This window comes from Roseivirga sp. (genome assembly GCF_965216855.1).
GTDB lineage: Bacteria > Bacteroidota > Bacteroidia > Cytophagales > Cyclobacteriaceae > Roseivirga.
On sequence record NZ_OZ244204.1, the window covers coordinates 422,690 to 444,449 of the forward strand.

The 21,760-nt window shown below is 44.3% G+C and carries 18 protein-coding genes; 14 read left to right on the plus strand and 4 right to left on the minus strand.

Annotation, left to right across the window (positions count from 1 at the left end):
- The first annotated feature begins 51 nt into the window (after nt 1-51).
- The 10 genes from ACOOEY_RS01855 (at nt 52) to ACOOEY_RS01900 (ending at nt 11,888) form a co-directional block, all read left to right on the plus strand.
- Entirely contained in the window at nt 52-1,413 is a 1,362-nt protein-coding gene (locus ACOOEY_RS01855; protein WP_420386968.1) for an MATE family efflux transporter, read from the plus strand.
- Between the two features lie 89 nt (nt 1,414-1,502).
- Entirely contained in the window at nt 1,503-3,185 is a 1,683-nt protein-coding gene (locus ACOOEY_RS01860) for a formate--tetrahydrofolate ligase (RefSeq protein ID WP_420386969.1), read from the plus strand.
- Between the two features lie 71 nt (nt 3,186-3,256).
- On the plus strand, nt 3,257-3,604 hold the full coding sequence (locus tag ACOOEY_RS01865) for a DUF7009 family protein (RefSeq protein ID WP_420386970.1): 348 nt from the start codon (nt 3,257-3,259) through the stop codon (nt 3,602-3,604).
- Nucleotides 3,601-4,404, plus strand: a complete 804-nt coding sequence (gene fdhD / locus ACOOEY_RS01870; RefSeq protein WP_420386971.1) for a formate dehydrogenase accessory sulfurtransferase FdhD — start codon at nt 3,601-3,603, stop codon at nt 4,402-4,404. Before ACOOEY_RS01865 ends, fdhD begins: the two co-directional genes overlap by 4 nt.
- A complete protein-coding gene (locus ACOOEY_RS01875) occupies nt 4,388-6,688 on the plus strand; it encodes an FdhF/YdeP family oxidoreductase (RefSeq protein WP_420386972.1) in 2,301 nt (766 codons plus the stop codon). Before fdhD ends, ACOOEY_RS01875 begins: the two co-directional genes overlap by 17 nt.
- Nucleotides 6,685-7,224, plus strand: coding sequence for a molybdenum cofactor guanylyltransferase (gene mobA, locus ACOOEY_RS01880; protein ID WP_420386973.1), 540 nt, complete (start codon nt 6,685-6,687; stop codon nt 7,222-7,224). The genes ACOOEY_RS01875 and mobA overlap by 4 nt, the downstream gene beginning before the upstream one ends.
- A 91-nt stretch (nt 7,225-7,315) precedes the next feature.
- Nucleotides 7,316-8,047: a 3-keto-disaccharide hydrolase gene (locus ACOOEY_RS01885; protein ID WP_420386974.1), complete on the plus strand. Its 732-nt coding sequence runs from the start codon at nt 7,316-7,318 to the stop codon at nt 8,045-8,047.
- On the plus strand, nt 8,047-8,868 hold the full coding sequence (locus ACOOEY_RS01890; protein ID WP_420386975.1) for a tRNA pseudouridine synthase A: 822 nt from the start codon (nt 8,047-8,049) through the stop codon (nt 8,866-8,868). Before ACOOEY_RS01885 ends, ACOOEY_RS01890 begins: the two co-directional genes overlap by 1 nt.
- Before the next feature lie 96 nt (nt 8,869-8,964).
- Complete coding sequence (locus ACOOEY_RS01895) at nt 8,965-9,303, plus strand: helix-turn-helix transcriptional regulator (RefSeq protein ID WP_420386976.1); 339 nt, start codon at nt 8,965-8,967, stop codon at nt 9,301-9,303.
- Nucleotides 9,300-11,888, plus strand: a complete 2,589-nt coding sequence (locus ACOOEY_RS01900) for an ABC transporter permease (protein ID WP_420386977.1) — start codon at nt 9,300-9,302, stop codon at nt 11,886-11,888. The genes ACOOEY_RS01895 and ACOOEY_RS01900 overlap by 4 nt, the downstream gene beginning before the upstream one ends.
- A 145-nt stretch (nt 11,889-12,033) precedes the next feature.
- On the opposite strand, the gene ACOOEY_RS01905 is transcribed toward ACOOEY_RS01900, so the two are convergent.
- Genes ACOOEY_RS01905 through alaS form a run of 3 tightly spaced genes read right to left on the minus strand, consistent with a single transcriptional unit; the run spans nt 12,034 to nt 17,238 of the window.
- Nucleotides 12,034-13,149 carry a redoxin domain-containing protein gene (locus ACOOEY_RS01905; RefSeq protein ID WP_420386978.1) on the minus strand — a complete coding sequence of 372 codons (1,116 nt, stop codon included), beginning with the start codon at nt 13,147-13,149 and terminating at the stop codon, nt 12,034-12,036.
- Nucleotides 13,146-14,612, minus strand: a complete 1,467-nt coding sequence (gatB, locus tag ACOOEY_RS01910) for an Asp-tRNA(Asn)/Glu-tRNA(Gln) amidotransferase subunit GatB (protein ID WP_420386979.1) — start codon at nt 14,610-14,612, stop codon at nt 13,146-13,148. Before gatB ends, ACOOEY_RS01905 begins: the two co-directional genes overlap by 4 nt.
- Complete coding sequence (gene alaS, locus ACOOEY_RS01915) at nt 14,605-17,238, minus strand: alanine--tRNA ligase (RefSeq protein ID WP_420386980.1); 2,634 nt, start codon at nt 17,236-17,238, stop codon at nt 14,605-14,607. The genes gatB and alaS overlap by 8 nt, the downstream gene beginning before the upstream one ends.
- Nucleotides 17,239-17,347: 109 nt before the next feature.
- On the opposite strand from alaS, the gene ACOOEY_RS01920 reads away from it, so the two are divergent.
- From ACOOEY_RS01920 to ACOOEY_RS01935, 4 genes are read left to right on the plus strand one after another with little or no spacing between them, the layout of a single operon-like run.
- The gene (locus ACOOEY_RS01920; RefSeq protein ID WP_420386981.1) at nt 17,348-18,340 is read left to right on the plus strand and encodes a M23 family metallopeptidase; all 993 of its coding nucleotides are present in this window, start codon (nt 17,348-17,350) and stop codon (nt 18,338-18,340) included.
- A gap of 58 nt (nt 18,341-18,398) precedes the next feature.
- On the plus strand, nt 18,399-18,737 hold the full coding sequence (locus ACOOEY_RS01925) for a MerR family transcriptional regulator (protein WP_420386982.1): 339 nt from the start codon (nt 18,399-18,401) through the stop codon (nt 18,735-18,737).
- Nucleotides 18,734-19,837, plus strand: a complete 1,104-nt coding sequence (dprA, locus tag ACOOEY_RS01930) for a DNA-processing protein DprA (RefSeq protein ID WP_420386983.1) — start codon at nt 18,734-18,736, stop codon at nt 19,835-19,837. Before ACOOEY_RS01925 ends, dprA begins: the two co-directional genes overlap by 4 nt.
- Nucleotides 19,838-19,875: 38 nt before the next feature.
- Nucleotides 19,876-20,403 carry a hypothetical protein gene (locus tag ACOOEY_RS01935; RefSeq protein ID WP_420386984.1) on the plus strand — a complete coding sequence of 176 codons (528 nt, stop codon included), beginning with the start codon at nt 19,876-19,878 and terminating at the stop codon, nt 20,401-20,403.
- A 5-nt stretch (nt 20,404-20,408) separates the two neighbouring features.
- Here the strand turns inward: ACOOEY_RS01935 and ACOOEY_RS01940 are convergent, their stop codons facing one another.
- Nucleotides 20,409-21,755: a serine hydrolase domain-containing protein gene (locus ACOOEY_RS01940; RefSeq protein WP_420386985.1), complete on the minus strand. Its 1,347-nt coding sequence runs from the start codon at nt 21,753-21,755 to the stop codon at nt 20,409-20,411.
- Nucleotides 21,756-21,760: the final 5 nt, after the last annotated feature.

Here is a 21,760-nt window from a genome sequence, read left to right on the forward strand (position 1 = left end):
AGGCTAAAAAGAGGAACTAATTCTGTTTTTAATACCTTAATTTGCTGGCTTATGACGCGCAAAAGACTTGCCCTCACTACCGGTTCCATTCTAAAAGGTCTTGTAGCTCTGGCACTTCCCATTATTGGGGCCAACCTGCTACAGACAGGATACCAGCTGGTAGATGCTTTTTGGGTAGGTCGTTTGGGTTCTAATGCGGTAGCTGCAGTATCTGTCAGTTTTCCTGTCAACTTTCTACTGATCTCACTGAGCTCAGGTTTTGCCTTTGCCGGTACCATTCTGGTAGCCCAGTATGCCGGGGCCAAGAATATCAAAATGATTAACCATGTGGCGACTCAGACCCTTACCATGGTGATCATCATGTCCATTGTTCTGTCCAGTCTGGCCTACAGCCTCTCTCCTGCTATCCTTAGGCTTTTGGGCGTAGAACAGGTCATTTTTCAGGATGCCAACATCTTTCAGCGAACTATCTTTGTAGGGCTGGTCTTCAACTTCGGCTTCATCATGTTCCAATCCCTCATGCGTGGTATTGGCGAAGTCAGAATTCCACTTTATATCAATGGGGCAACCCTGGCACTAAACTTTATTCTCGATCCGCTCTTCATTTATGGATGGGGACCTGTTCCGGCCTATGGTGTAACGGGAGCAGCTGTTTCAACCCTGGCTACTACCAGTCTTTCAGCCTTCATTGGATTCTACATTCTTTTTAAAGGAAAAACCGACTTCCAGCTATCAGTAAAAGGATTCTCATTTGATCTACCCTTGCTAAAAAAAGCCTTTCGATTAGGGACACCTTCCTCGGTTGAAATCTCTGCAAGGGCACTGGGGTTGACCATCATGACAGGAATTGCGGCCAAATTCGGAACCGATGTGTTGGCAGCCTATGGTGTGGGAGCCAGACTCATCAGTTTTGTGGTGATTTTTGGATTAGGCCTCTTACATGCTTCCTCCACTTTCGTGGGTCAGAACATGGGAGCTCAGCAGGTAGATCGTGCGGAACGGGGCGCTGTCTATGCTGCCTGGATTGGCTTTGTCGGACTTACCATTATCGGTATCTTCTTTTTCTTCTTTGCTGAACCTCTGGTGAGAGCATTTATGGATGCTTCTGACGAGGTAGTGCAAATGGGCGCAGATTTCTTGAGGGTGACCTCATTAGCCTTTGGCTTCATGGGAGCACAATTGGCCCTGGTGGGTACTTTACGTGGTTCAGGAAATACAGTTGAATCAATGATTCTCACCATTATCGGTATCTGGCTGATTCAGTTTCCTTTCGCCTGGATTACCTCTGAAATGGAGACTTTTCAGGAGTTTGGGGTTTGGTGGTCTTTTCCTGTGAGCTATGTACTCCCTTGTATTCTTACTGTCATCTGGTTCAAGCGTGGTAAGTGGAGAGATAAAAAAGTGATTGGTTAATCCACATCACAAAAGAGGAGTTTGTATTTTCAGGCCAAGTAAACTTAAATAAGTTGTGTGCTGAACACAAAGAACTATAACCTATAGGAATGGAAAAAAAACATCTGAGCGACATTGAAATCGCACAGGCTGCCACAATACGACACATCAACCAAATCGCAGCCAAACTCAACCTGAACGAAGAAGATTTAGAGCACTACGGTAAATACAAAGCCAAGCTTCCCCTGTCACTTATCGATCAGGATAAGATTGAAAAAAGCAATCTCATTCTGGTAACAGCCATGACACCTACTCCGGCTGGTGAAGGAAAAACCACCACTTCTATTGGTCTCACCGAAGGACTGAATAAAATCGGCAAGAAAACAGCGGCTGTATTGAGAGAGCCTTCATTGGGACCGGTTTTCGGAATCAAAGGAGGCGCTGCAGGTGGTGGATATTCTCAGGTGATTCCCATGGAAGACATCAACCTCCACTTTACAGGTGACTTTGCAGCTGTCGAAAAAGCGAACAACCTGCTTTCTGCCCTGATTGATAACAATATCCAAAGCAGAACCCATAATCTGAATATCGACCCGAGAACCATTGCATGGAAAAGGGTGATGGATATGAATGACCGGGCACTGCGTCAAATTACTATCGGCCTGGGAGGAACCACCAATGGTGTTCCCCGGGAAGATGGCTTCAACATTACCCCTGCCTCAGAGGTAATGGCCATTCTCTGTATGGCTGAGAACTTCTCTGACCTGAAGAAAAGACTAGGCAATATCTTCATTGGCTATACTTACGATAAAGAGCCTGTTTTTGCCAAAGACTTAAAGGCCGAAAATGCCATGGCCATTCTGTTGAAAGATGCCATTAAACCCAACTTGGTACAAACACTGGAAGGTAACCCTGCTATCATTCATGGTGGTCCTTTCGCCAATATTGCTCAGGGAACCAATACAGTGATTGCCACTAAAATGGGACTATCCCTGGCCGACTATGTAGTAACAGAGGCAGGCTTTGGTGCTGACCTTGGTGCTGAAAAATTCCTGAACATTAAATGCGTTTCTTCAGGACTGAAGCCAAAAGCAGTTGTTCTGGTAGCAACCATCAGGGCATTGAGACACCATGGAGGAGCTAAATCAGAAGAGTATAATACGGCATCGGCAGAGCGAGTAGAAAAAGGTTTTGCAAACCTCTCCAAGCATATTGAAAACATACAGAAGTTTGGTATCACTCCTGTGGTAGCCATTAATGCCTTCCCTTCAGACACTGAAGAAGAAGTAAATCTGGTCAAAGAAAAGTGTAAGGCCTATGGTGTAGATGCAGTAGTCGCCAAAGGCTGGGCCGATGGTGGTGATGGCATGACTGATCTGGCGGAAGCTGTGGTCAGTGTGGTTGAGTCACATCAAAACCACTTCAAACCACTTTACGATTGGAATTCTTCCATCAGAGAGAAAATTGAAACCATTGCCCGGGAAATCTATGGAGCCGATGTGGTAGACTTCTCCAAAAAGGCTAAGCTGCAGATGATGCGCATGGAGAAGCTCGGCTTCGACAAGCTGCCGATCTGTATGGCTAAAACGCAGAAATCACTTAGTGATAATGAATTCAAATACGGCAGACCTGAAGGATTTGACATTAGCGTTCGGGAATTCGAATATGCCACCGGTGCCGGGTTTATCATTCCTATACTGGGTCAGATGATGCGTATGCCGGGACTACCCGCAGTACCAGCATCTGAGGGCATGAATATTGACGATAATGGCGTAATTTCAGGTTTATCCTAGTCGTTAGGCCATTGACATCAAAACATTTTCCTGTTGGTCGGCCCAGTCTGACTAACAGGAACCATTGACTTATGAAGCTAAGAATCAATCAGAATAGCATACGATTAAGGCTTACCCCTGAGGAGGTTGATACATTGACTTCGGAGGGTACTATTGTCTCTTCCTGTCTTCTGCTGAATGCATCACTGGAATATGTATTGCAAACCGCTGATCAATGGTCGGCAGAGACTTCAGGATCAAGGATTAAAATTTCCATTCCGGAAACTGAGGTAAGAGGCTGGCACGAAAACAACAAAGTAGGCTTTGAGCATCATTTTGAAAATGGTCTTCTCCTACTCATTGAAAAAGATTTTCAGTGCCTGCATCCGCGCAAACATGAAAATGAAGATCACCTGTACCCTAATCCCGAGCAAGCATGATTCGTGAACGCAAAATTCAGCGCGTCAGCCGGCAAGGGGTTGAAAGCCTAAGCGATGTAGTCGCCATTGAAGCTCCTTTGGAAATTACTCTCAAAAAAGAGAGTGAAATAACCGGAAGGAAGATTTCCATTACCATGAGGACTCCCGGTCAAGATGTTTATCTGGCACTTGGCTTCCTGTTCACAGAAGGCATTCTGGATGACTTCAGCCAGGTGATTAGTGCGAATGAACTGGAAGAAAACCAGATCGAGGTAGTGGTAAACGATACGGTGAATATTCAGCAACAACAGCTAGACAGAAACTTCTATACTACTTCCAGCTGTGGCGTGTGTGGTAAGGCATCTATCGATGCCATTAGCACGGTCAGTGCTTTTGATATAGATAGCAACGAACTTCGGGTGAAGAAAGAAGTACTCTATGAGCTTCCTTCTACCCTTTTGAAGCACCAGGAAACATTCAATCAAACAGGGGGCATTCATGCTGCTGCATTGTTTCACCCCAATGGTGAGTTACATGCATATCAGGAAGATGTGGGACGGCATAATGCCATGGATAAACTGATTGGTGAAGCCTGGAGTAAAGGCGAAATTCCGGTCCAAAACTTTGTGCTATTGCTCAGTGGAAGAGCCAGCTTTGAGTTGTTGCAGAAAGCAGGCATGGCTGGTATTCCGGTAGTAGCCAGCGTAGGCGCCCCTTCCAGCCTGGCCATTAAACTGGCCGAAGATCAGGGAATTACATTGACAGGCTTTCTGAAAAGCGATAGATTTAACTTATATACCCGATATGAGCGGATCCAATAAAGAGATTAAAGTACAACCACCCGAGGAGTTTACCGGACTGAAATATAAGGGACCTAAAAATACTTCAGTAGGAAAAGCTGCCATCGCCTCCGCTATGGGGCAAATGTCAAAGTACATGAAGGCTGGAGATGCTATGAAACTCAGCCTTAAAATGAATCAGAAAGGTGGATTCGACTGTCCGGGTTGTGCCTGGCCTGATCCGGATGACGATCGCTCAAGCCTCGGGGAATACTGTGAAAATGGTATTAAGGCCATTGCGGAAGAGGCCCAGAAAAAGGCCCTCACCAGTGAATTCTTTGCCAAGTACTCTGTTCAGGAAATTTCGGAACTATCTGACTTTGAAATGGGAAAAACCGGTCGTCTGACTGAACCCATGTTTCTGGATGAAGGTGCGAATCATTACAAACCCATCAGTTGGAAAGACGCCTTCCAGTTGATTGGAAAAGAACTTAAAGCCCTTCCTTCACCGGATGAGGCTATCTTCTATACCTCAGGTAGAACTTCTAACGAAGCGGCCTACCTCTATCAGTTATTTGTAAGGGCCTATGGCACCAACAACTTACCTGACTGCTCCAATATGTGTCACGAATCGAGCGGAGTAGCCCTTTCCGAAACGGTAGGCATTGGCAAAGGCTCCGTGACACTGCAAGATATTCATCAGGCTGAGGTACTGATCATTATGGGGCAAAATCCGGGGACCAATCACCCCAGAATGCTTTCAGCCATTGAAAAGTGTAAAGTCAACGGGGGAAAAGTAATTACGGTCAACCCGCTTCCTGAAGCTGGTTTAATGCGCTATACCGATCCGCAAAGCCCCAAACGTATGCTCACCAATGGCATACAAATCACTGACCTTTTCCTTCCGGTAAAGATCAATGGCGATGTGGCTTTCCTGAAGGCTTTGATGTATGAACTCCATCATATGGATATGGAACAGGGTGGCGACCTGATTGACTATGATTTTATTGAACAATACACCAATGGCTATGAGGAGTTTATCAAAGCCATTAAGCAGATTGACTACATGGCCTGCCTCAGGCAATGTGGTCTGGAAGCCAAAGATGTAAGGGCTGCGGCAAAAATGATTGCCAGAAAAGAGAAGATCATCGTTTGCTGGGCCATGGGGCTTACCCAGCATGAAAATGGTGTCGATAATATCAAAGAAATCGTCAACCTCCTGCTGATGAAGGGAGCTATAGGGAAGCCTGGTGCAGGTACCTGCCCCGTTCGGGGCCATAGCAATGTGCAGGGAGACAGAACCATGGGTATCTGGGAAGCACCAAAGGATTCCTTCCTTGATCAACTGGATGAGGTACATGGTATCCAATCTCCCAGGCAACATGGTTTGGCCGTAGTTCCGGCCATCAATGCGATGTACGAAGGTAAGGGTAAAGTCTTCTTTGCCATGGGCGGCAACTTCCTTTCCGCCACTCCTGACACTGAATATACGGCCAAGGCCCTACAGAACTGTGAGCTAACCGTACATGTCAGTACCAAACTGAACCGCTCGCATGTAGTTCATGGCAAAAGAGCACTCATTCTCCCTTGCCTGGGCAGAACGGACAAAGACTTGCAAGACGGTAAAGAGCAGTTTGTAAGCTGCGAAAACTCCATGGGTGTGGTACAAAGCTCTCAGGGGGTGATCAATCCTCCTTCTAAACACCTGCTGAGTGAGGTAAGAATTGTGGCAGAACTGGCTAAAGCAACATTAGAGAGATCAGGTATTGATTGGGAAAGCTATGCGTCTGATTATGACAATATTCGTGAAGCTATAGAAAAGGTAATTCCCGGGTTCGATGATTATAATGAAAGAGTTCGAAAGCCTGGCGGTTTCTATCTGCCTAATGGTGCCAGAGAAAGACAATTCAATACCGCATCGGGTAAAGCTGAATTCACAGTAACAGAATTACCTAAGCACGAACCATTAGGCGATGAGTTCATTATGATGACCATTAGAAGTCACGACCAGTTCAATACTACCATTTACGGACTGAATGACCGATATAGAGGCATTTATAATGAGCGCAGAGTCATCATGATGAATGAAAAAGATATACAGGCAAATGGACTGAAAGAAGGTGATGTGGTCAACCTGAGCAGTCACTTCAACGGTGTGGAAAGAAAGGCCAATCGATTTATTGTACTGCCTTATCCTATCCCTCCCGGCAACGTGGCCACCTATTTCCCGGAAGCCAATGCCTTGGTTCCTATTGACTCATTTGCCAGAAAGAGCATGACGCCTGCCTCAAAAATGGTCAGGATTAAGATTCATAAGGCCGAATGAAAAGGCTAAGCGGCCTGATTCTCTGTGGTGGAAGAAGTAGCAGGATGGGACAAGACAAGTCTCAGGTGCTATACAAGGATAAGACTATGCTACAGCATGCTGTCGATTTGATGGAAGCGCTTCATATTCCATACTACCTGTCCATTAATCAGAATCAGGCCTATTTATCAGAGCAATATCAAACTATCACTGACCTTCAACCTGATCTGGGTCCGCTTGGGGGAATTTGTTCAGCCCTCGATACCCTAGAAACTAACCTCATCTGCCTGCCGGTAGATATGCCGGACTTGCAGTTGGAACCACTAAAACAACTACTGGCTGAGGCTCAGGAGCAAATGGCATGTTTTCAGACAGCGGGACGAATTCAACCCTTTCCATCCTATTGGCCACTCAGTGTAAAGGCGGAGCTCCATCAGGCCTTGGATAAACGAGAGCTATCTCTCACCCAAGTTATGGCAGACAATGGAGCTAATTTTATTGAGTATCCTGAAGAGCACTGGCCAAAGAACATCAACAGGCCGGACGACCTCCATTGAAACCAGGAGTTGATAGAAGCTTTCCGCCACTCTTATCTTCCTTCTTCTTACTTACAGCTTCATTCATTATCTTCAACCAAAACCTTTAACTATGAAATTGAAAGCAATTTATTTTTTATTGAGCGCGCTGGTGTTGGCCAGTTGTGGGGGTGAAAAGAAAGCCGCTACTACTGAAGCCAAGGAAGAAACTTCAGAATGGGTAAACCTATTCGATGGTGAAACCTTCAATGGTTGGAAAACTTACGGAAGCGATACTATGTCTGATGCCTGGACAATTCAGGACGGTGTTATTGCCTGTAACTACGGCATTGGAGAAGAAAATGTAGGCTTCAAAAGCGGCTCATTGATGACCACCTCAAACTACGGTAACTTCGAGTTCGAATTGGAGTATCGTATTGCCAAAGGAGGTAACAGCGGCATTTTTTACCATGTGGTTGAAAAGCCTGAGTATGGTTATGACTTTGTTACCGGACCTGAGTATCAGGTGTTGGACGATGAGTTCTCACGTTCTGAATCAGAACCTTACAAAATGGTAGCTTCTAACTATGCCATGCAGGCTCCTTCTGATGCCAAACAACCTAATCCGTTTATGGAGTGGAACAAAGTGAAAATCGTTTACAACAACGGACATGTTGAGCACTGGTTCAATGGCATGAAAGTATTGGAGTTTGAAGAGGGCTCTCCTGACTGGTTGGCTAAGAAAGCTGCCGGCAAATGGGCTGACTCTGAAACTTATGCTGCCTATAAAGAAGGCGCATTCAGTCTGCAGAACCACGGTGATGAAGTTCACTTCCGGAATATCCGCGTTAAGGAATTGAAATAATGAAAACATCCCCGTTAATTCGGGGATTTGTTTTTCTATCCATGAAGGCCAACTACTATTATCTCGTTCATATTCAATACCTCGGCTACCGTTTTCATGGCTGGGCCAAACAGCCCAATGTAAAAACGGTGCATTATATGATCGATCGTACCCTGACCTTCATTATGGGACAACAGTGGTTCAAAACACTGGGCGCCAGCAGAACAGATACGATGGTTTCAGCCAACCACGCCATTTTTGAGCTATTCCTCAAAGAACCGATAGAAGACCTCGACAGCTTTCTGGACCTACTGAACAGAAACCTCCCGGCCGATATTAAGGCACTTCGGCTGGAGGAAACAGACAAGCATTTCAACATTATAAAAACTCCTAAGCAGAAGGAATATATCTATCTGTTTGCCCACGGACAAAAGGCCAATCCCTTTTCCTCTCCTTTTATGAGCACCTTTCAGGAAGACCTTGATTTGGAATTGATGCAGGAAGGTGCCAGATACTTTGAAGGAGAGCACGACTTCAGGGCTTATACCAAAAAACCTTCGCAAGAGAAAATCACCATCAGAACTGTAGATCGTTCCGAAATTGTAACCAACGAATACCTCACCGGAAGTTTCTTCCCTTCACCCTCCTATGCCTACGTGATCCAGGGCAAAGGTTTTATGCGCAATCAAATTCGTATGATGATGGGCCAGTTGCTTAGACTGGGAAGGAATGAAATCGACCTGGGCTATCTGCAGGACAGTCTGAAGACCGGTTTTCCCGAGCATTTGAGTTTGGTAGCTCCTGCCTCAGGATTGATTTTAAACAAAGTGAGCTTCAGCTAAAACTTTATTCTCCTCATAAGACTCTATGAATAAGAATGTCGTGAATTTGACAGGAAGGATTGTGTCTTAAATATATTATTTACATTATTGTATAATATGAAACGAACCGGAATTGGTGAATTGGAGGAATTAGTACTTCTCACCATTTGTGTATTGGAGAATGAAGCTTATGCCCTGGACATAAAGGAGCAGGTAGAAGAAAGAACTGGCAGACGGATTAATGTAAGTGCCATTCATACCACTTTATACAGAATGGAAGACAAAGCCCTGCTCAGCTCAAAGCTGGGAGAGGCCAGTGAGATACGGGGTGGAAAGAGAAAGCGTCTGTTTTCCGTCACCTCCTACGGTCTGAAGTCTTTGCAAGAGATTCAGGAAACCCGCAATGGCCTGTGGAATGATATTCCGGCAATGGTCTTAAAAACCCTGAACTCATGAAGCAAGCTACACCTCCCCGTCTGTTCCACAGGCTTCTGCAAAAGATGTTCAACAATACTCCCATGGAAGAAATTGAAGGCGATTTGCTCGATGACTTCCAGCGGAACACTGAACAATATGGTCAAACCCGTGCCAGAATTTACTTTATAGCTGATGTGCTGAGATTAGTCAGACTCGTGCCCAGAAGTAGAAGAAGCACACAACAGTCAAAAACTATGAACAATCTATTTATGTATCATCTCAAATTTGGTCTGCGATCCATTAAGAGATATCGAGTGTACCAATCGCTAAACATGGCCTCGCTTACACTGGGATTTACCTGTTTTGCTTTGATCTATCTCTTCATTTTCAACCAGTATCAGAAAGACTCTAATCTGCAGCAACCTGAGAAAATCGTCAGGCTCATTGGTGTATATGATGGAAAAACCGGACTGGGCATTCATTCAGGACTACCTTCCGTGCTGGCCAAGGATTTCCCGGAGATTGAGATGATGTCTCGTCTTCAGAATTATACTGCAGAGGTATACAATACTGAAAAGCAGGAGAAGTTTCAGGAAAAAGTGCTCAACACTGATCCAGACTTTATCAGCATCTTCCAAATACCTATTATTCAGGGAGATATCGATTTGTTACCTTCTAATGGAGTATTCATCTCTGAATCTCTTAAGCAGAAGCTTTTCCCTAACCAGAAGGAAGTTTTGGGTGAAAAGCTATTTATCAATTTCAACAATAGGGAAAGCGAAGTACTGGTTTCCGGTATTATGGAAGACATGCCGGTTAATAGTAGCTATGCGGCCAATATTGTCAAGCCTCTGATTGTCAATGAACAATATGCAGATCTGAATGGGAGGATGTTTGTATCATATGCCGCCTTCTTTAAGCTTTCTCCTGAGGCTGATAAGCAGGCACTTTCAGCCAAACTCAATGAAAAGTTGAAAGACTATACAGAATCGGAATCGGTACTCAAACCTGAATATTTCTTTAGAGACCTGAATGAGATCAAAGAAAATCCTGAATGGTCTGGTGGATTTATACAGTCAGTAGATGGCCAGACGATACTTATCTTCAAAGTAGTGGGCTTAGTAGTACTACTCCTGGCCGTGGCCAATTATGTCAATCTCACAACAGCTTTAACCTTGAAACGAAGCCATGAAGTAGGTGTCAAACATATGATGGGAGCTTCAAACAGTTCATTAATCAGGCAGCTGATGATTGAATCAGGTATTATCGGCAGTATTTCAATTCTACTAAGTGTATTGCTAGTCAGCTCACTTTTACCGGAGATTGAAGCCTATATAGGGCTGCCATTAGCCATTAACCCAGCTTATATGCTCTGGGTACCTGTTATAGGCATTGGCTCTCTTCTGCTGCTTATTATTCTGGCTTCACTCTATCCTGCCTTTCTATTTTCAAATGCCCGTTTCAATGAGCTGCTTCAGAGAAAAAGTTCGAACACACATAAAACCAGGTGGGTCAGAAGTGGATTGATGGCTTTGCAATTTGCCATCTCCACCTTCCTCATTATTGGCAGCCTTACTTTTATGAAGCAATTGAGATTTATCAATGACAGTCACAACCTGGGAGAAATCAGTAATGTACTCATTGTAAAAGGAAAGCCGGGAGACCGACTGGCGGTCATCAAGCAAAGGCTTCAGTCACTGCCAGAGATTAACCAATTGTCTTTTGCCTCCTTTGTTCCCGGTCCTTCAGACAATGGTCGTATGGGCATTGGTACCAATGACTTCAAGGAATCGATGGATGTGTATATCATCGATCAGAGTTTTCTGGACATTATGGACTTGAAAGTAGTCGAGGGACAAAACTTCTTTCAGGATGACAGAAATGATTTCAATCACATCCTTTTCAATGAGGCCATGCTGGAAATTACCAAAGAAGGTCATCCGCTAAACAAGGAGTATAAGCTGTATGGTGATGCGCCAAGTAAAGTGATTGGCATTGTCGAAAACTTCCCCATTGGCTCACTAAAAGCCGAAGTAAAGCCTACGGTTTATATGCAGGTAGAACAGAATGACTGGTTTGCCAGGTCGGTGAATAAGGTGGCTATTCAACTCAACAGTAAAGACCCACTGGATGCTATTCAGAAAGTTGAAGCCACATGGCAAGAGATCTTCCCTGACCAACCATTTGAAGCTGAATTTATGAATGACCGCATTGCTAAACTCTACACCAACGAGCTTAAAATGGGACAACTTTTCGGCATTTTCACCGGGGTGGCAGTGGTCATTTCATGTCTTGGTATTATTGGACTCCTCACCTACCTGATTCAAATCAAGATGAAGGAAATCGGTATTAGAAAAGTACTTGGTGCCAACTTCTTCACATTAATTGGTTTGCTGACGAAAAATATCTGGAAGGTTTTGGTAGTGGCGAGTCTCATCATTTTCCCTCTGTCTTATTACTTCCTGGAAGACTGGCTGACATCTTTCGTTTATCGTACCAATATCTCTGCTGAGTTATTTATTGGGACCTTGATGATTTTCGTGATCATTGTAGGCCTTACCGTAATCTGGCAGGTTAGAAACGCGGTAAGAATTAATCCGACTGAAGTATTGAGAAACGAATAAAAAGAGGTTGTCTTAAAATCATTAGTCTCGTCATGCCGTGCTGAAGCATCAGAGTCTGAGTGGTTAATCCAACCAGATCCTGAAACAAGTTCAGGATGACGTTAACCCAGATTTTGAGACAACCCTTCTTTCTCAACTAAAGCAGTTACTCACTTTCTCCGAAGATGCTTTCCAGCTTGGCCTGAAGTGCACGTCCTCTGAGGTTTTTACCAATAACTCTACCTTCCGGATCAAGTAGTAAAGCGAATGGTATAGCATTTACTTTGTAAGTAATGGCTGCTTCTGACTGGAAGTACTTTAAGTCTGAAACATGATATGGCCATACCAGACCATCTTGTTCAATGGCATTCACCCACTGACTTTTGGTTCTGTCAAGGCTCACACTGAATACTTCGAACCCATCGTCATTGTACTTATTGTACATACGAACCACGTTCGGGTTTTCCTGACGACATGGACGACACCACCCGGCCCAGAAATCGAGCAATACATACTTGCCTCTCAGGTCTTCCAGGCTTACCATCTCACCATCAGGGTTTGGTAATTCCAGGTTCGGAGCAATATCTCCCATGGCTACAGCTGGCTTGAACATTTCTACATTGCCTGCGAAGAACTGCACATCATCAGAGTTAGGTATCTCTTTCTGAAGTTTTACAGCCAGAGAGTCCAGGAATTTATATTCGTCTGTTTTATTAGGAATGAAATCAGTGATCAGCAAACTCACCAAAGACCCTTCAAAACTCATGGCCATTTTCTTCAGGTCATCGATTTTCTTTTCCTCCATGGCCATCCCTTCCGTGGTCAATTCTTCCACCAACTCGGTTTGCCCCTGATTTCTGGCCTGTATAAATCGTTGATTGAAGTCGGCTACTTTCACCTGATACTTGTCCATGTAGGCAAAAACTTCCTTCATGTTCTCCATGTCCTTCGAACCTGTTACTGATATTTCAGTACCACCTTTACCTTCAGCCTCGACTGTTAAGTCCTCATCGTCCAAAACGAGGGTTTCGAATTGCTCACCGTAAATATTAATGCGATAGAAGCCCGGACCGTTTATGTCTACTTCTATCTCAAAATTCCCTTTATGATCGGAATAAACTGTTTTAACCGGCCTGATTTGGCCTGTTTCGAATCTTTCCAGAATTACTTCTCCCTGGGGCACAGCATTTTCAATCTTACCGGTGATTTTCACCATCCCGTTTTTCGTGCCTCCACATGCGGAGAGTAATGCAATTAGAACAAGTGCTAAATATTTCTTCATAGGTTACTTAATGCTTTATTCAATGCTGTCTGGACATCTTTGGGGTTTGCCTTTCCACGGCTTCTTTTCATCACTTCCCCCATAAACAAGCCCATCAGCTTTTTCTTTCCATTTCTGTAGGCTTCCACCTCCTTTGGCAAAGATACCAATACCTCGCGAATTACTGCATCGAGTGCTCCGGCATCCTCCTCCACCATCATATTGAGGTCCTGCGCTAATTTAGTAGCTGACTGATTAGACTTTAGTAACTCAGGTAACAGTTGCTGAACAGCAGTCTTATAGACTACTTTTCCCGAATCTACCATTTGGATCAGCTCGGCCAGCCTGGCTGAAGACAAATTCAAGTCTTCAAGAGTCTGATTGGTTTCATTTATCAAAGCCCTCACCGGACCATTCATCCAGTTGGCGGCTACCTTCTTATCTTCAACCCATTGACACAACGCATCGAAATAAAGAGCGGTTTCCTTTTCTTCGGTGAGTATATTAATGTCGTAGTCAGACAACTGATAATGCTCTGCAAATTTCTTTCTGAAGGTGGCTGGTTGTACCCGGGAGGCCTCCTGCAAACCTTCAATAAACGACTCTTCAATGGCCAAAGGCGGCAGGTCAGGACATGGAAAATAGCGATAGTCATTCATGGTTTCTTTGAAACGCATGCCATAGGTCTTTCCCTGAACAGGATCATAAGTTCGGGTTTCCACCTCAATGACCTCATTATTCAGCTTTAGGGCCAATTGCCTTTCCAGTTCATAGAAAGCAGCTCTCCGCACATGATTGAAGGAGTTCATGTTTTTGATCTCCACTTTGCTTCCCAGAATTTCAGAATCCTTTTTTTTGATGGAAATATTGGCATCGCATCTCAGCTCTCCCTTTTCCATATTGGCATTACCGATTCCCAGGTACCTGACCATTCTTCTGATCTCCTGAAGACAGGCAGCAGCCTCATCTGGTCCTTTGATGCACGGGTTGGTTACCATTTCAATCAGTGGAGTTCCTGCCCTGTTCAGGTCAATCAATGTGCTATCGCCTTCATCGTGGATTGACTTACCTGCATCTTCTTCCAAATGGATATGGTGCAGACTTACTGTTTGCTGTAGGAGGCCTTCACCAGTCAACGGAATACTGCCGCCAACACAGATGGGAGTTTTATCCTGAGTAGTCTGATACCCCTTGGGCAAATCGGGATAGAAGTAGCTTTTTCTATCGAAGTAGTTGTTTCGGGTAATGTCTGATCCGCAAGCCAAACCCATAAGTACAGCCTTTTGAACTGCAACTTTATTTAAAACAGGTAAAGTACCTGGATGTCCGATACTTATAACTGAAATATGGGTATTAGATTCTTCTGTTTCTTCATTGGAATCAGAAGAGAATATCTTGGATCTGGTATTCAGTTGAACGTGAATCTCAAGTCCAATAGTGGCCTCGTATCCTGCATCAGAAAGTTGCTGTAGTATATCAGGCAAAACCGGCTGTTATTTTGTTGGCTTCTTCAAGCACCTGATCCAGTCCGGAAATATCCTTACCTCCTGCAGTGGCAAAGAAAGGCTGTCCACCACCTCCTCCTTTGATAGCTTTAGCGAGGTCACGTACAATCTGGCCCGCATTCAAGCCCTTGGTTTTCACCAATTCTTCAGCGATCACAACAGATATCTGCGGCTTGCCATCTATATCGGCTGCAAGTACAGCAAACAGATTTTCCACTTCGTTCTTCAATTCGAAAGACAGCTTCTTGAGCGCATCACCCGATGGCAAAGTCACCTGCTGCACCAGTGTATTGATACCTCCTACGGCCTTTACTGTTCCTTTCAGGTCATCTTTGACCTGTCCAGACTGCTTGGCATGCAGACTTTCAATCTCCTTGTTTAGCTTCTTCTGTTCCTCCAATAAAACACTGATAGCTTTCGTGAGGTCTTTCGGGTTTTTCAACAGGTCTTTAACTGACTTAAGCTCTTTCTCCTGATGCTGTACATACTCAAAGGCTTTTGGTCCGGTATAAGCCTCAATACGTCTTACACCTGCTGCAACAGCACTTTCTGAAACAATTTTGAACAAACCAATATTTCCGGTAGCACTCACATGAGTACCCCCGCATAGCTCTACAGAATACTCGGGGTTGAAAGTAATCACACGAACGAAATCGCCATACTTCTCACCAAAAAGTGCCATAGCCCCCAATGCTTTCGCTTCATCAATAGGTACTGAACGTTTTTCATCCAGTTGAATATTCTCCCTGATTCTGGAGTTTACAATTTGTTCGATCTGCTCAATCTGCTCAGGTTCTACCTTGGCAAAGTGAGAAAAGTCGAAACGGAGTACTGAGTCTGATACCAATGAACCTTTCTGCTGCACATGGTTACCCAGCACATCTCTCAACGCGGCATGTAAAAGGTGTGTAGCAGAGTGGTTGAATTTAATGAGCTCTCTGCGCTTAGCGTTGATTTCTGCTGTAAAGGTAGCAGAGGGGTTAGCCGGTAATTTATCAGTGAAGTGAACGATCAGATCGTTCTCTTTTTGAGTATCCAATACTTTAATGGTTTCCTGATCATTCTTTAGCACTCCGGTATCTCCTACCTGACCACCACTCTCCCCATAGAAAGGAGTCTTGTCCAGTACAATCTGGTAAACTGTTCTTTTAGATTCCTTAATCTCTCGATACTTGATAATCTGTGCCTGAGTAGTCGTTTCATCATAGCCGAGAAACTCTACCTTCACATCTGGCAGCAATTCGACCCAGTCTCCCTTTTCAGAAGCTGCATCAGCCTTGGAACGGTTCTTCTGTTCAGCCATTGACTTCTGGAAACCAGCTTCGTCTATCTGCAGGCCATTTTCACGGGCAATCAATGCCGTAAGGTCAAGCGGAAAGCCGTAAGTATCATATAATTCAAAGACTTCTTTGCCTTCGATAATTGTTTCATTTTGGGACGACAGCTTCTCCTTAATTTGTTCTAATCGCTTCAAACCATTGTCCAACGTCCTTAAAAAGGATGTTTCTTCTTCCCTGATCACTTTGCTGATCAACTCTCTTTGGCTGTCAAGCTCATCGAAGAAGCCCTTGTATTGATCAGCCAGTACATCAACCAGCTTGAAGAGGAAAGGACTATCGAAACTGAGGAAGGTATAGCCATAACGCACTGCTCTTCTCAGGATTCTTCTGATCACATAACCAGCCTTGTTGTTAGATGGTAAGGTACCATCTGCTATGGCAAAAGATATGGCCCGGATATGATCTACTATTACCCTAATGGCAATATCTGTTTCTTCTTTTTCACCGTAGGTCACTCCTGCCTCCTGGGCAATCTTACTGATCAATGGAGTGAAAACATCGGTATCGTAATTGGACTTCTTGCCCTGAAGAGCCATAGCCAAACGCTCAAAACCCATTCCTGTGTCGATATGTCTTGCAGGCAGGTTCTCCAACCGGCCATCTGCCTTACGGTCGAACTGAATAAACACCAGGTTCCAGATTTCTACTACCTGAGGGTGATCATTGTTCACCAGGTCTTTACCAGGCACTTTGGCAATTTCTTCATCAGATCTCAGATCGATATGTATCTCCGAACAAGGACCACAAGGACCGGTATCTCCCATCTCCCAGAAATTGTCCTTTTTATTACCGTTAAGTATTCTGGACTCATCGATATGAGCTTTCCAGAAGTCGAAAGCTTCCTGATCGAAGTCGAGGTTCTCAGATTTATCGCCCTCAAATACAGTCACATAAAGCTTGTCTTTCGGAAGGCCATAAACCTCAGTTAACAGTTCCCAGGCCCATTGAATTGCCTCCTTCTTGAAGTAATCTCCAAAAGACCAGTTGCCCAGCATTTCAAACATGGTGTGGTGGTAGGTATCGATACCCACTTCTTCCAGGTCATTGTGTTTACCCGAAACTCTCAGACATTTCTGGCTGTTAACGGCCCGGGTGTAATCGGCAGTGGCATTGCCCAGAAACAGATCTTTAAATTGGTTCATACCGGCATTGGTAAACATCAATGTCGGATCGTTTTTTAATACCATCGGGGCTGAGGGCACATATTTATGGCCTTTTTCCTCGAAGAATGAAATGAACTTTGATCTTATCTCTTTGGCTTGCATAGGAGAACTGTTCAAATGTGGTTTGCGTTAGAATAAAATTGTTACTTTTGTTGTAGCCTGACAGCTGTGCAAAGGCACAAAATTAGGAGAATTTCAAAAAGGATTCTTAATGTCAAAAATAAAATATTACTACGATACCGAGACCTGTAAATACGAGAGGATAAAGGTCAAAAAACGCGATGTAGTGATAAATGCGCTAGGTTTTCTCTCATTGGCCCTGGTATTGGCTATTGGCATCATTGTAGTGCTTTCCAACTACTTTGACTCTCCCAAAGAATTAGCACTTAAGAAAGAAAACGAAGAACTGAAGCTCTATTATGACATCATGCAAGACCAGCTCACTGGCATGGATGATATGTTAAAAGTGCTGCAGGAGAAAGATGATCAGGTATATCGTACCGTTTTCGAAGCAGAACCAATTCCTGAAACAGTGCGTGAAGCGGGGTCAGGTGGGGTACTGAAATACAGAAACTTATTGGAAAGTGATTTATCCAATAAAGACCTGGTAGTGGGTACACTAGATAAGCTGGACAGAGTGAAAAAGAAGATGTACATCCAGACCAAGTCGTATGATGAGGTGATGCAACTGGCCCGTAATAAAGATGCTTATTACAGCGCCATGCCAGCTATTCAGCCTGTTTCTAATGAAGACCTGAGAAGATTCTCTTCTGGTTTTGGTAGAAGAACCGATCCAATTCTGAAAGTAAAAAGAATGCACTATGGTGTAGATTTCTCCGCTGAACAGGGTACTCCTATTTACGCTACTGCCGATGGTAAAGTAGTATTGGCAAGAAAAGACTACAACGGCTTAGGCTGGCATATCAAGATCGATCATGGCTTTAACTTTGAAACTGTTTATGGCCACATGAGCAAGTTCAATGTAAAGAGTGGACAAATGGTGAAGCGGGGACAAATCATTGGCTATGTGGGTAATACCGGTAAGTCTACCGCTCCACATGTGCATTACGAAGTGCATATCAATAACCGCGCTGTGAATCCTGTTAACTATTTCTACATGGATCTGGATGCAGAACAGTATGAGGAAATACTGAGGCTGTCTACCATAGAAAACCAGTCTCTAGGTTCTTACGCGAATCAATAATTTCAATCCTTCTCTTTACTTCAAGTAATTGTTTTACTTAATTTCGTAACTTGTTGATATGCCGTACAAAGAGAAGCCTATAATCAAAAAGTATTTCACGATTGGTGAAGTCGCCAAAGAGCTTGGTGTGGCTACCTCTTTAATCCGTTTTTGGGAAACCCAATTCGACTTTATTCGACCCAAAAAAAACGCTAAGGGAAACCGTAAATACACGCAAGACGACCTCAAAAAGCTGAAGCTTGTTTATCACCTGGTTAAAGAAAAGGGATACACCCTGCAAGGTGCACAGGAACACATCAAGCAAAGCAAAGACAGCCTGGACGATAAGGCTGATATGGTAGAGTCATTGAAACGTATTCGGGAGTTCTTAATGGAGATGAAGAACAACCTCCCATGACAGAAGATAAGCGCTATCAGGTAGCGCTTTCGCTCATACCCGGTATTGGTCCCGTTCTGGCCAAACAACTAATCAATCACTTTGAATCACCTCAGCAAATCTTCAAAACCACCAAAGGCAGACTCACACGTGTACAGGGCCTGGGGAGAAAGTTGTCCGAGCTTATTAATGGAGAGCAACAATGGCTTGCAAAGGCTGATCATATCTTAGAGGCATCAGCCAGAAATGGTATATGCACCCATTATTACAAAGAAGACTCCTACCCTTCCAGATTGAAGTCAATACTGGATGCCCCCATAGTCTTATACTCCAAAGGCAAGGTGGATTTGAATACGGAGAAAACCCTGGGGATAGTGGGCACCAGAAAAGCAACTAATTACGGATTGAGACAGACTGAGGCCATTGTTCAGGAAGCCAAGAGGTCTCAACCAGTAATTATCTCCGGCCTGGCTTATGGTATCGATGTCAAAAGCCACCAATCGGCCATTAAAGAAAACCTGCCTACCATTGGCGTTCTGGCCTGCGGACTCGATAGTGTTTACCCAAATGCTCATCAGTCGATTGCCACTCAGATGTTGGAGCATGGTGGCCTGGTGAGTGAGTACCCCATAGGCACTAAGGCAGACGCGAGGTTATTTCCTGCCCGTAACAGGATCATTGCGGGCCTATCAGACGCCTTGATCGTTGTGGAAGCTGCTGCCAAGGGAGGCGCCTTAATCTCAGCCAATATGGCCTTTAGCTATGACCGTCCGGTGTTTGCCGTACCCGGAGAGCTGGGCAAAAGCTATTCTGAGGGTTGTAACAACCTGATCAGAAACCTGAAGGCTTCCATTTATACCTCATTTGCAGATGTGGAAGAATCACTGAACTGGGATTTAGAGCAGGCGAAACCCAAGGCCAGCACTGTTTCTTACGATCACCTGCTCCCACCTCAAAAGAAAGTGGTCGACATTTTACTGAAGAATGGTCAGCAAATGCATATTGATGAATTAAGTTGGCAAAGTGAGATTTCATTGAACCAATTGGCCTCAATCTTGCTTCAACTGGAGTTTGAAGGCTTAATTAAGCCATTACCAGGAAAAGAATACAGACTAAACTAAGCCAGGTCCATTTTCGTTTTTTAAGTATGCTCAAAACCATGAGAACCATCTGCCTCATCTTATGCCTGCTCGCAGGCCTGAATAGCTTACAAGCACAAACCGATAGCACTTACAGACGCAGTGACTGGGGTGTTTTCAAGCATTTAGATATTGCATTGGGATTACACCGAAATCCCTCACCTACAGAAAGCAACAGCGCTTATCACGGATTAGAAATTTCAATCTGGAACTCCAAAGACATCAGATACATGCATGCGGGCAGCGGTACTCTCTACTTTAGTCAGGAATTGGGAGTTGCTCAAAAGCAGTTCATCCACACCTCGAAAGCAGGAGTATGGCTAGGTGTCTGGGGATTTACTATCGGTGGAGAGTTTAAGCACTACACGAATTACAAGAACCAGCGACTTGCATTCAGTCCATACTTTGGTATTGGCAATTACCCCATGCGACTCACCTTTGGTTATGACCTTATGCTTCTCGAAGAGGATGGCCTTAACCTGTCCAAAGGAAATATCTCTCTGAGTATAGCTGTATTCAAACTGAAGGGTCCTACACTCAAGAATTAAAACGTTTACCAGTGAGTACCCAGGGAATAAGTGCCCTTTCCTATCCTCAATAGCTCATAAATCAGGTTATGAATATTAGGCCTGACATTGAGATCGTAAATTTTACCATTGTTTCTGGTTGGGTAAACCCGATTGGAAAGAAATACAAACAGTAAGTCCTGATCAGGATCAGCCCAAACCAAAGTACCGGTATAGCCTGTATGTCCAAAGCTACCTGGTGTAGCTCCTCTCGCTACACTGCTTATTCTGGCATTATACTCCAATAGTGGTTTGTCAAATCCTAATCCTCTCCTGTTATCATTTTCAGGAAACTGGACTTTGGTAAACTCTTCAATAGTCTTAGGCCTTAGGTATTGCTTATTACCGTATTTGCCATCGTTGAGTAACATCTGATATACCTTGGCTAAATCGGTCGCATTACTGAACAGTCCTGCATTACCAGAGACACCCAACATCATGGCTGCCCCCTCATCGTGTACAACTCCCTGAAGCTGTGTCTGTCTGAAGAAGGTATCATTTTCTGTAGGAACAATCCGGTTAAGCTGAAACTCATCGGTGGGTTTAAAGCCCAAAGTAGCGGCCCCCATAGGCTGATAGAAATGATTATTGAGATACTGGTCGAATGGTTCACCTGAAAGCCTTTCCACCAATTCCGGCACTAAATAAAAGAACAAGCCGGAATAGACATACTTCTTGTCGTCACTCACTTTTGATTTTCTGATCATTCGATAAATCTTTCTCTCCCTGAATTTTCTATGCAAAAAGAGATTGGTTCCTTCCAGCCTGTCAGGATATCGTTTGGATGAGTCCGTTTTGACGGTGTTCCAACGCCATTTACCGTTCTTTCTCTGCGATTCAGACCAATAGGGTATCCATGCCCTCAAACCAGCCTGATGTGCCAGTATTTCCCGCATGGTCAAATCTTTCTTTGCTCCTTTGGCAATCTTAGGGAAGTAGTAACCGAAGGTCTGGTCGATATCGAAAAGACCGTCCTCATACAGCTTCATCAGTGCCAGTGTTGAGGCGGTGACTTTGGTAACAGAAGCCAGATCGTAGAGGTCGGTGTCCTCAACCCGGTTAAGGCTGTCATAAGTGTGAAAGCCAAATGATCCCTGATAAAAAATCACCCCGCCTTTAGCCAGCAAAATCTGACCTCCGGGAAAGGCCATCGAGTCGATTGCCTGGGTCATGATTCTGGCAATCTCATGATTCAATACTTTACCATCTATACCCACTTCTTCCGGGCTACCATAGACCAATTCACCCTTGCTTCTGTTCAGACTAAACTGCGCAAAAGAAGTATTGAAAATACACGGCAAGAGCATCAATGTCAGGACGAAAATCTTACTCATTTTTC

Bases quoted from the DNA above. Each gene is read 5' to 3' on its own strand.
- ACOOEY_RS01855 (WP_420386968.1), top strand. From the start codon at position 52: ATGACGCGCAAAAGACTTGCCCTCACTACCGGTTCCATTCTAAAAGGT.
- ACOOEY_RS01860 (WP_420386969.1), top strand. From the start codon at position 1,503: ATGGAAAAAAAACATCTGAGCGACATTGAAATCGCACAGGCTGCCACA.
- ACOOEY_RS01865 (WP_420386970.1), top strand. From the start codon at position 3,257: ATGAAGCTAAGAATCAATCAGAATAGCATACGATTAAGGCTTACCCCT.
- fdhD (WP_420386971.1), top strand. From the start codon at position 3,601: ATGATTCGTGAACGCAAAATTCAGCGCGTCAGCCGGCAAGGGGTTGAA.
- ACOOEY_RS01875 (WP_420386972.1), top strand. From the start codon at position 4,388: ATGAGCGGATCCAATAAAGAGATTAAAGTACAACCACCCGAGGAGTTT.
- mobA (WP_420386973.1), top strand. From the start codon at position 6,685: ATGAAAAGGCTAAGCGGCCTGATTCTCTGTGGTGGAAGAAGTAGCAGG.
- ACOOEY_RS01885 (WP_420386974.1), top strand. From the start codon at position 7,316: ATGAAATTGAAAGCAATTTATTTTTTATTGAGCGCGCTGGTGTTGGCC.
- ACOOEY_RS01890 (WP_420386975.1), top strand. From the start codon at position 8,047: ATGAAAACATCCCCGTTAATTCGGGGATTTGTTTTTCTATCCATGAAG.
- ACOOEY_RS01895 (WP_420386976.1), top strand. From the start codon at position 8,965: ATGAAACGAACCGGAATTGGTGAATTGGAGGAATTAGTACTTCTCACC.
- ACOOEY_RS01900 (WP_420386977.1), top strand. From the start codon at position 9,300: ATGAAGCAAGCTACACCTCCCCGTCTGTTCCACAGGCTTCTGCAAAAG.
- ACOOEY_RS01905 (WP_420386978.1), bottom strand. From the start codon at position 13,149: ATGAAGAAATATTTAGCACTTGTTCTAATTGCATTACTCTCCGCATGT.
- alaS (WP_420386980.1), bottom strand. From the start codon at position 17,238: ATGCAAGCCAAAGAGATAAGATCAAAGTTCATTTCATTCTTCGAGGAA.
- ACOOEY_RS01920 (WP_420386981.1), top strand. From the start codon at position 17,348: ATGTCAAAAATAAAATATTACTACGATACCGAGACCTGTAAATACGAG.
- ACOOEY_RS01925 (WP_420386982.1), top strand. From the start codon at position 18,399: ATGCCGTACAAAGAGAAGCCTATAATCAAAAAGTATTTCACGATTGGT.
- dprA (WP_420386983.1), top strand. From the start codon at position 18,734: ATGACAGAAGATAAGCGCTATCAGGTAGCGCTTTCGCTCATACCCGGT.
- ACOOEY_RS01935 (WP_420386984.1), top strand. From the start codon at position 19,876: ATGAGAACCATCTGCCTCATCTTATGCCTGCTCGCAGGCCTGAATAGC.
- ACOOEY_RS01940 (WP_420386985.1), bottom strand. From the start codon at position 21,755: ATGAGTAAGATTTTCGTCCTGACATTGATGCTCTTGCCGTGTATTTTC.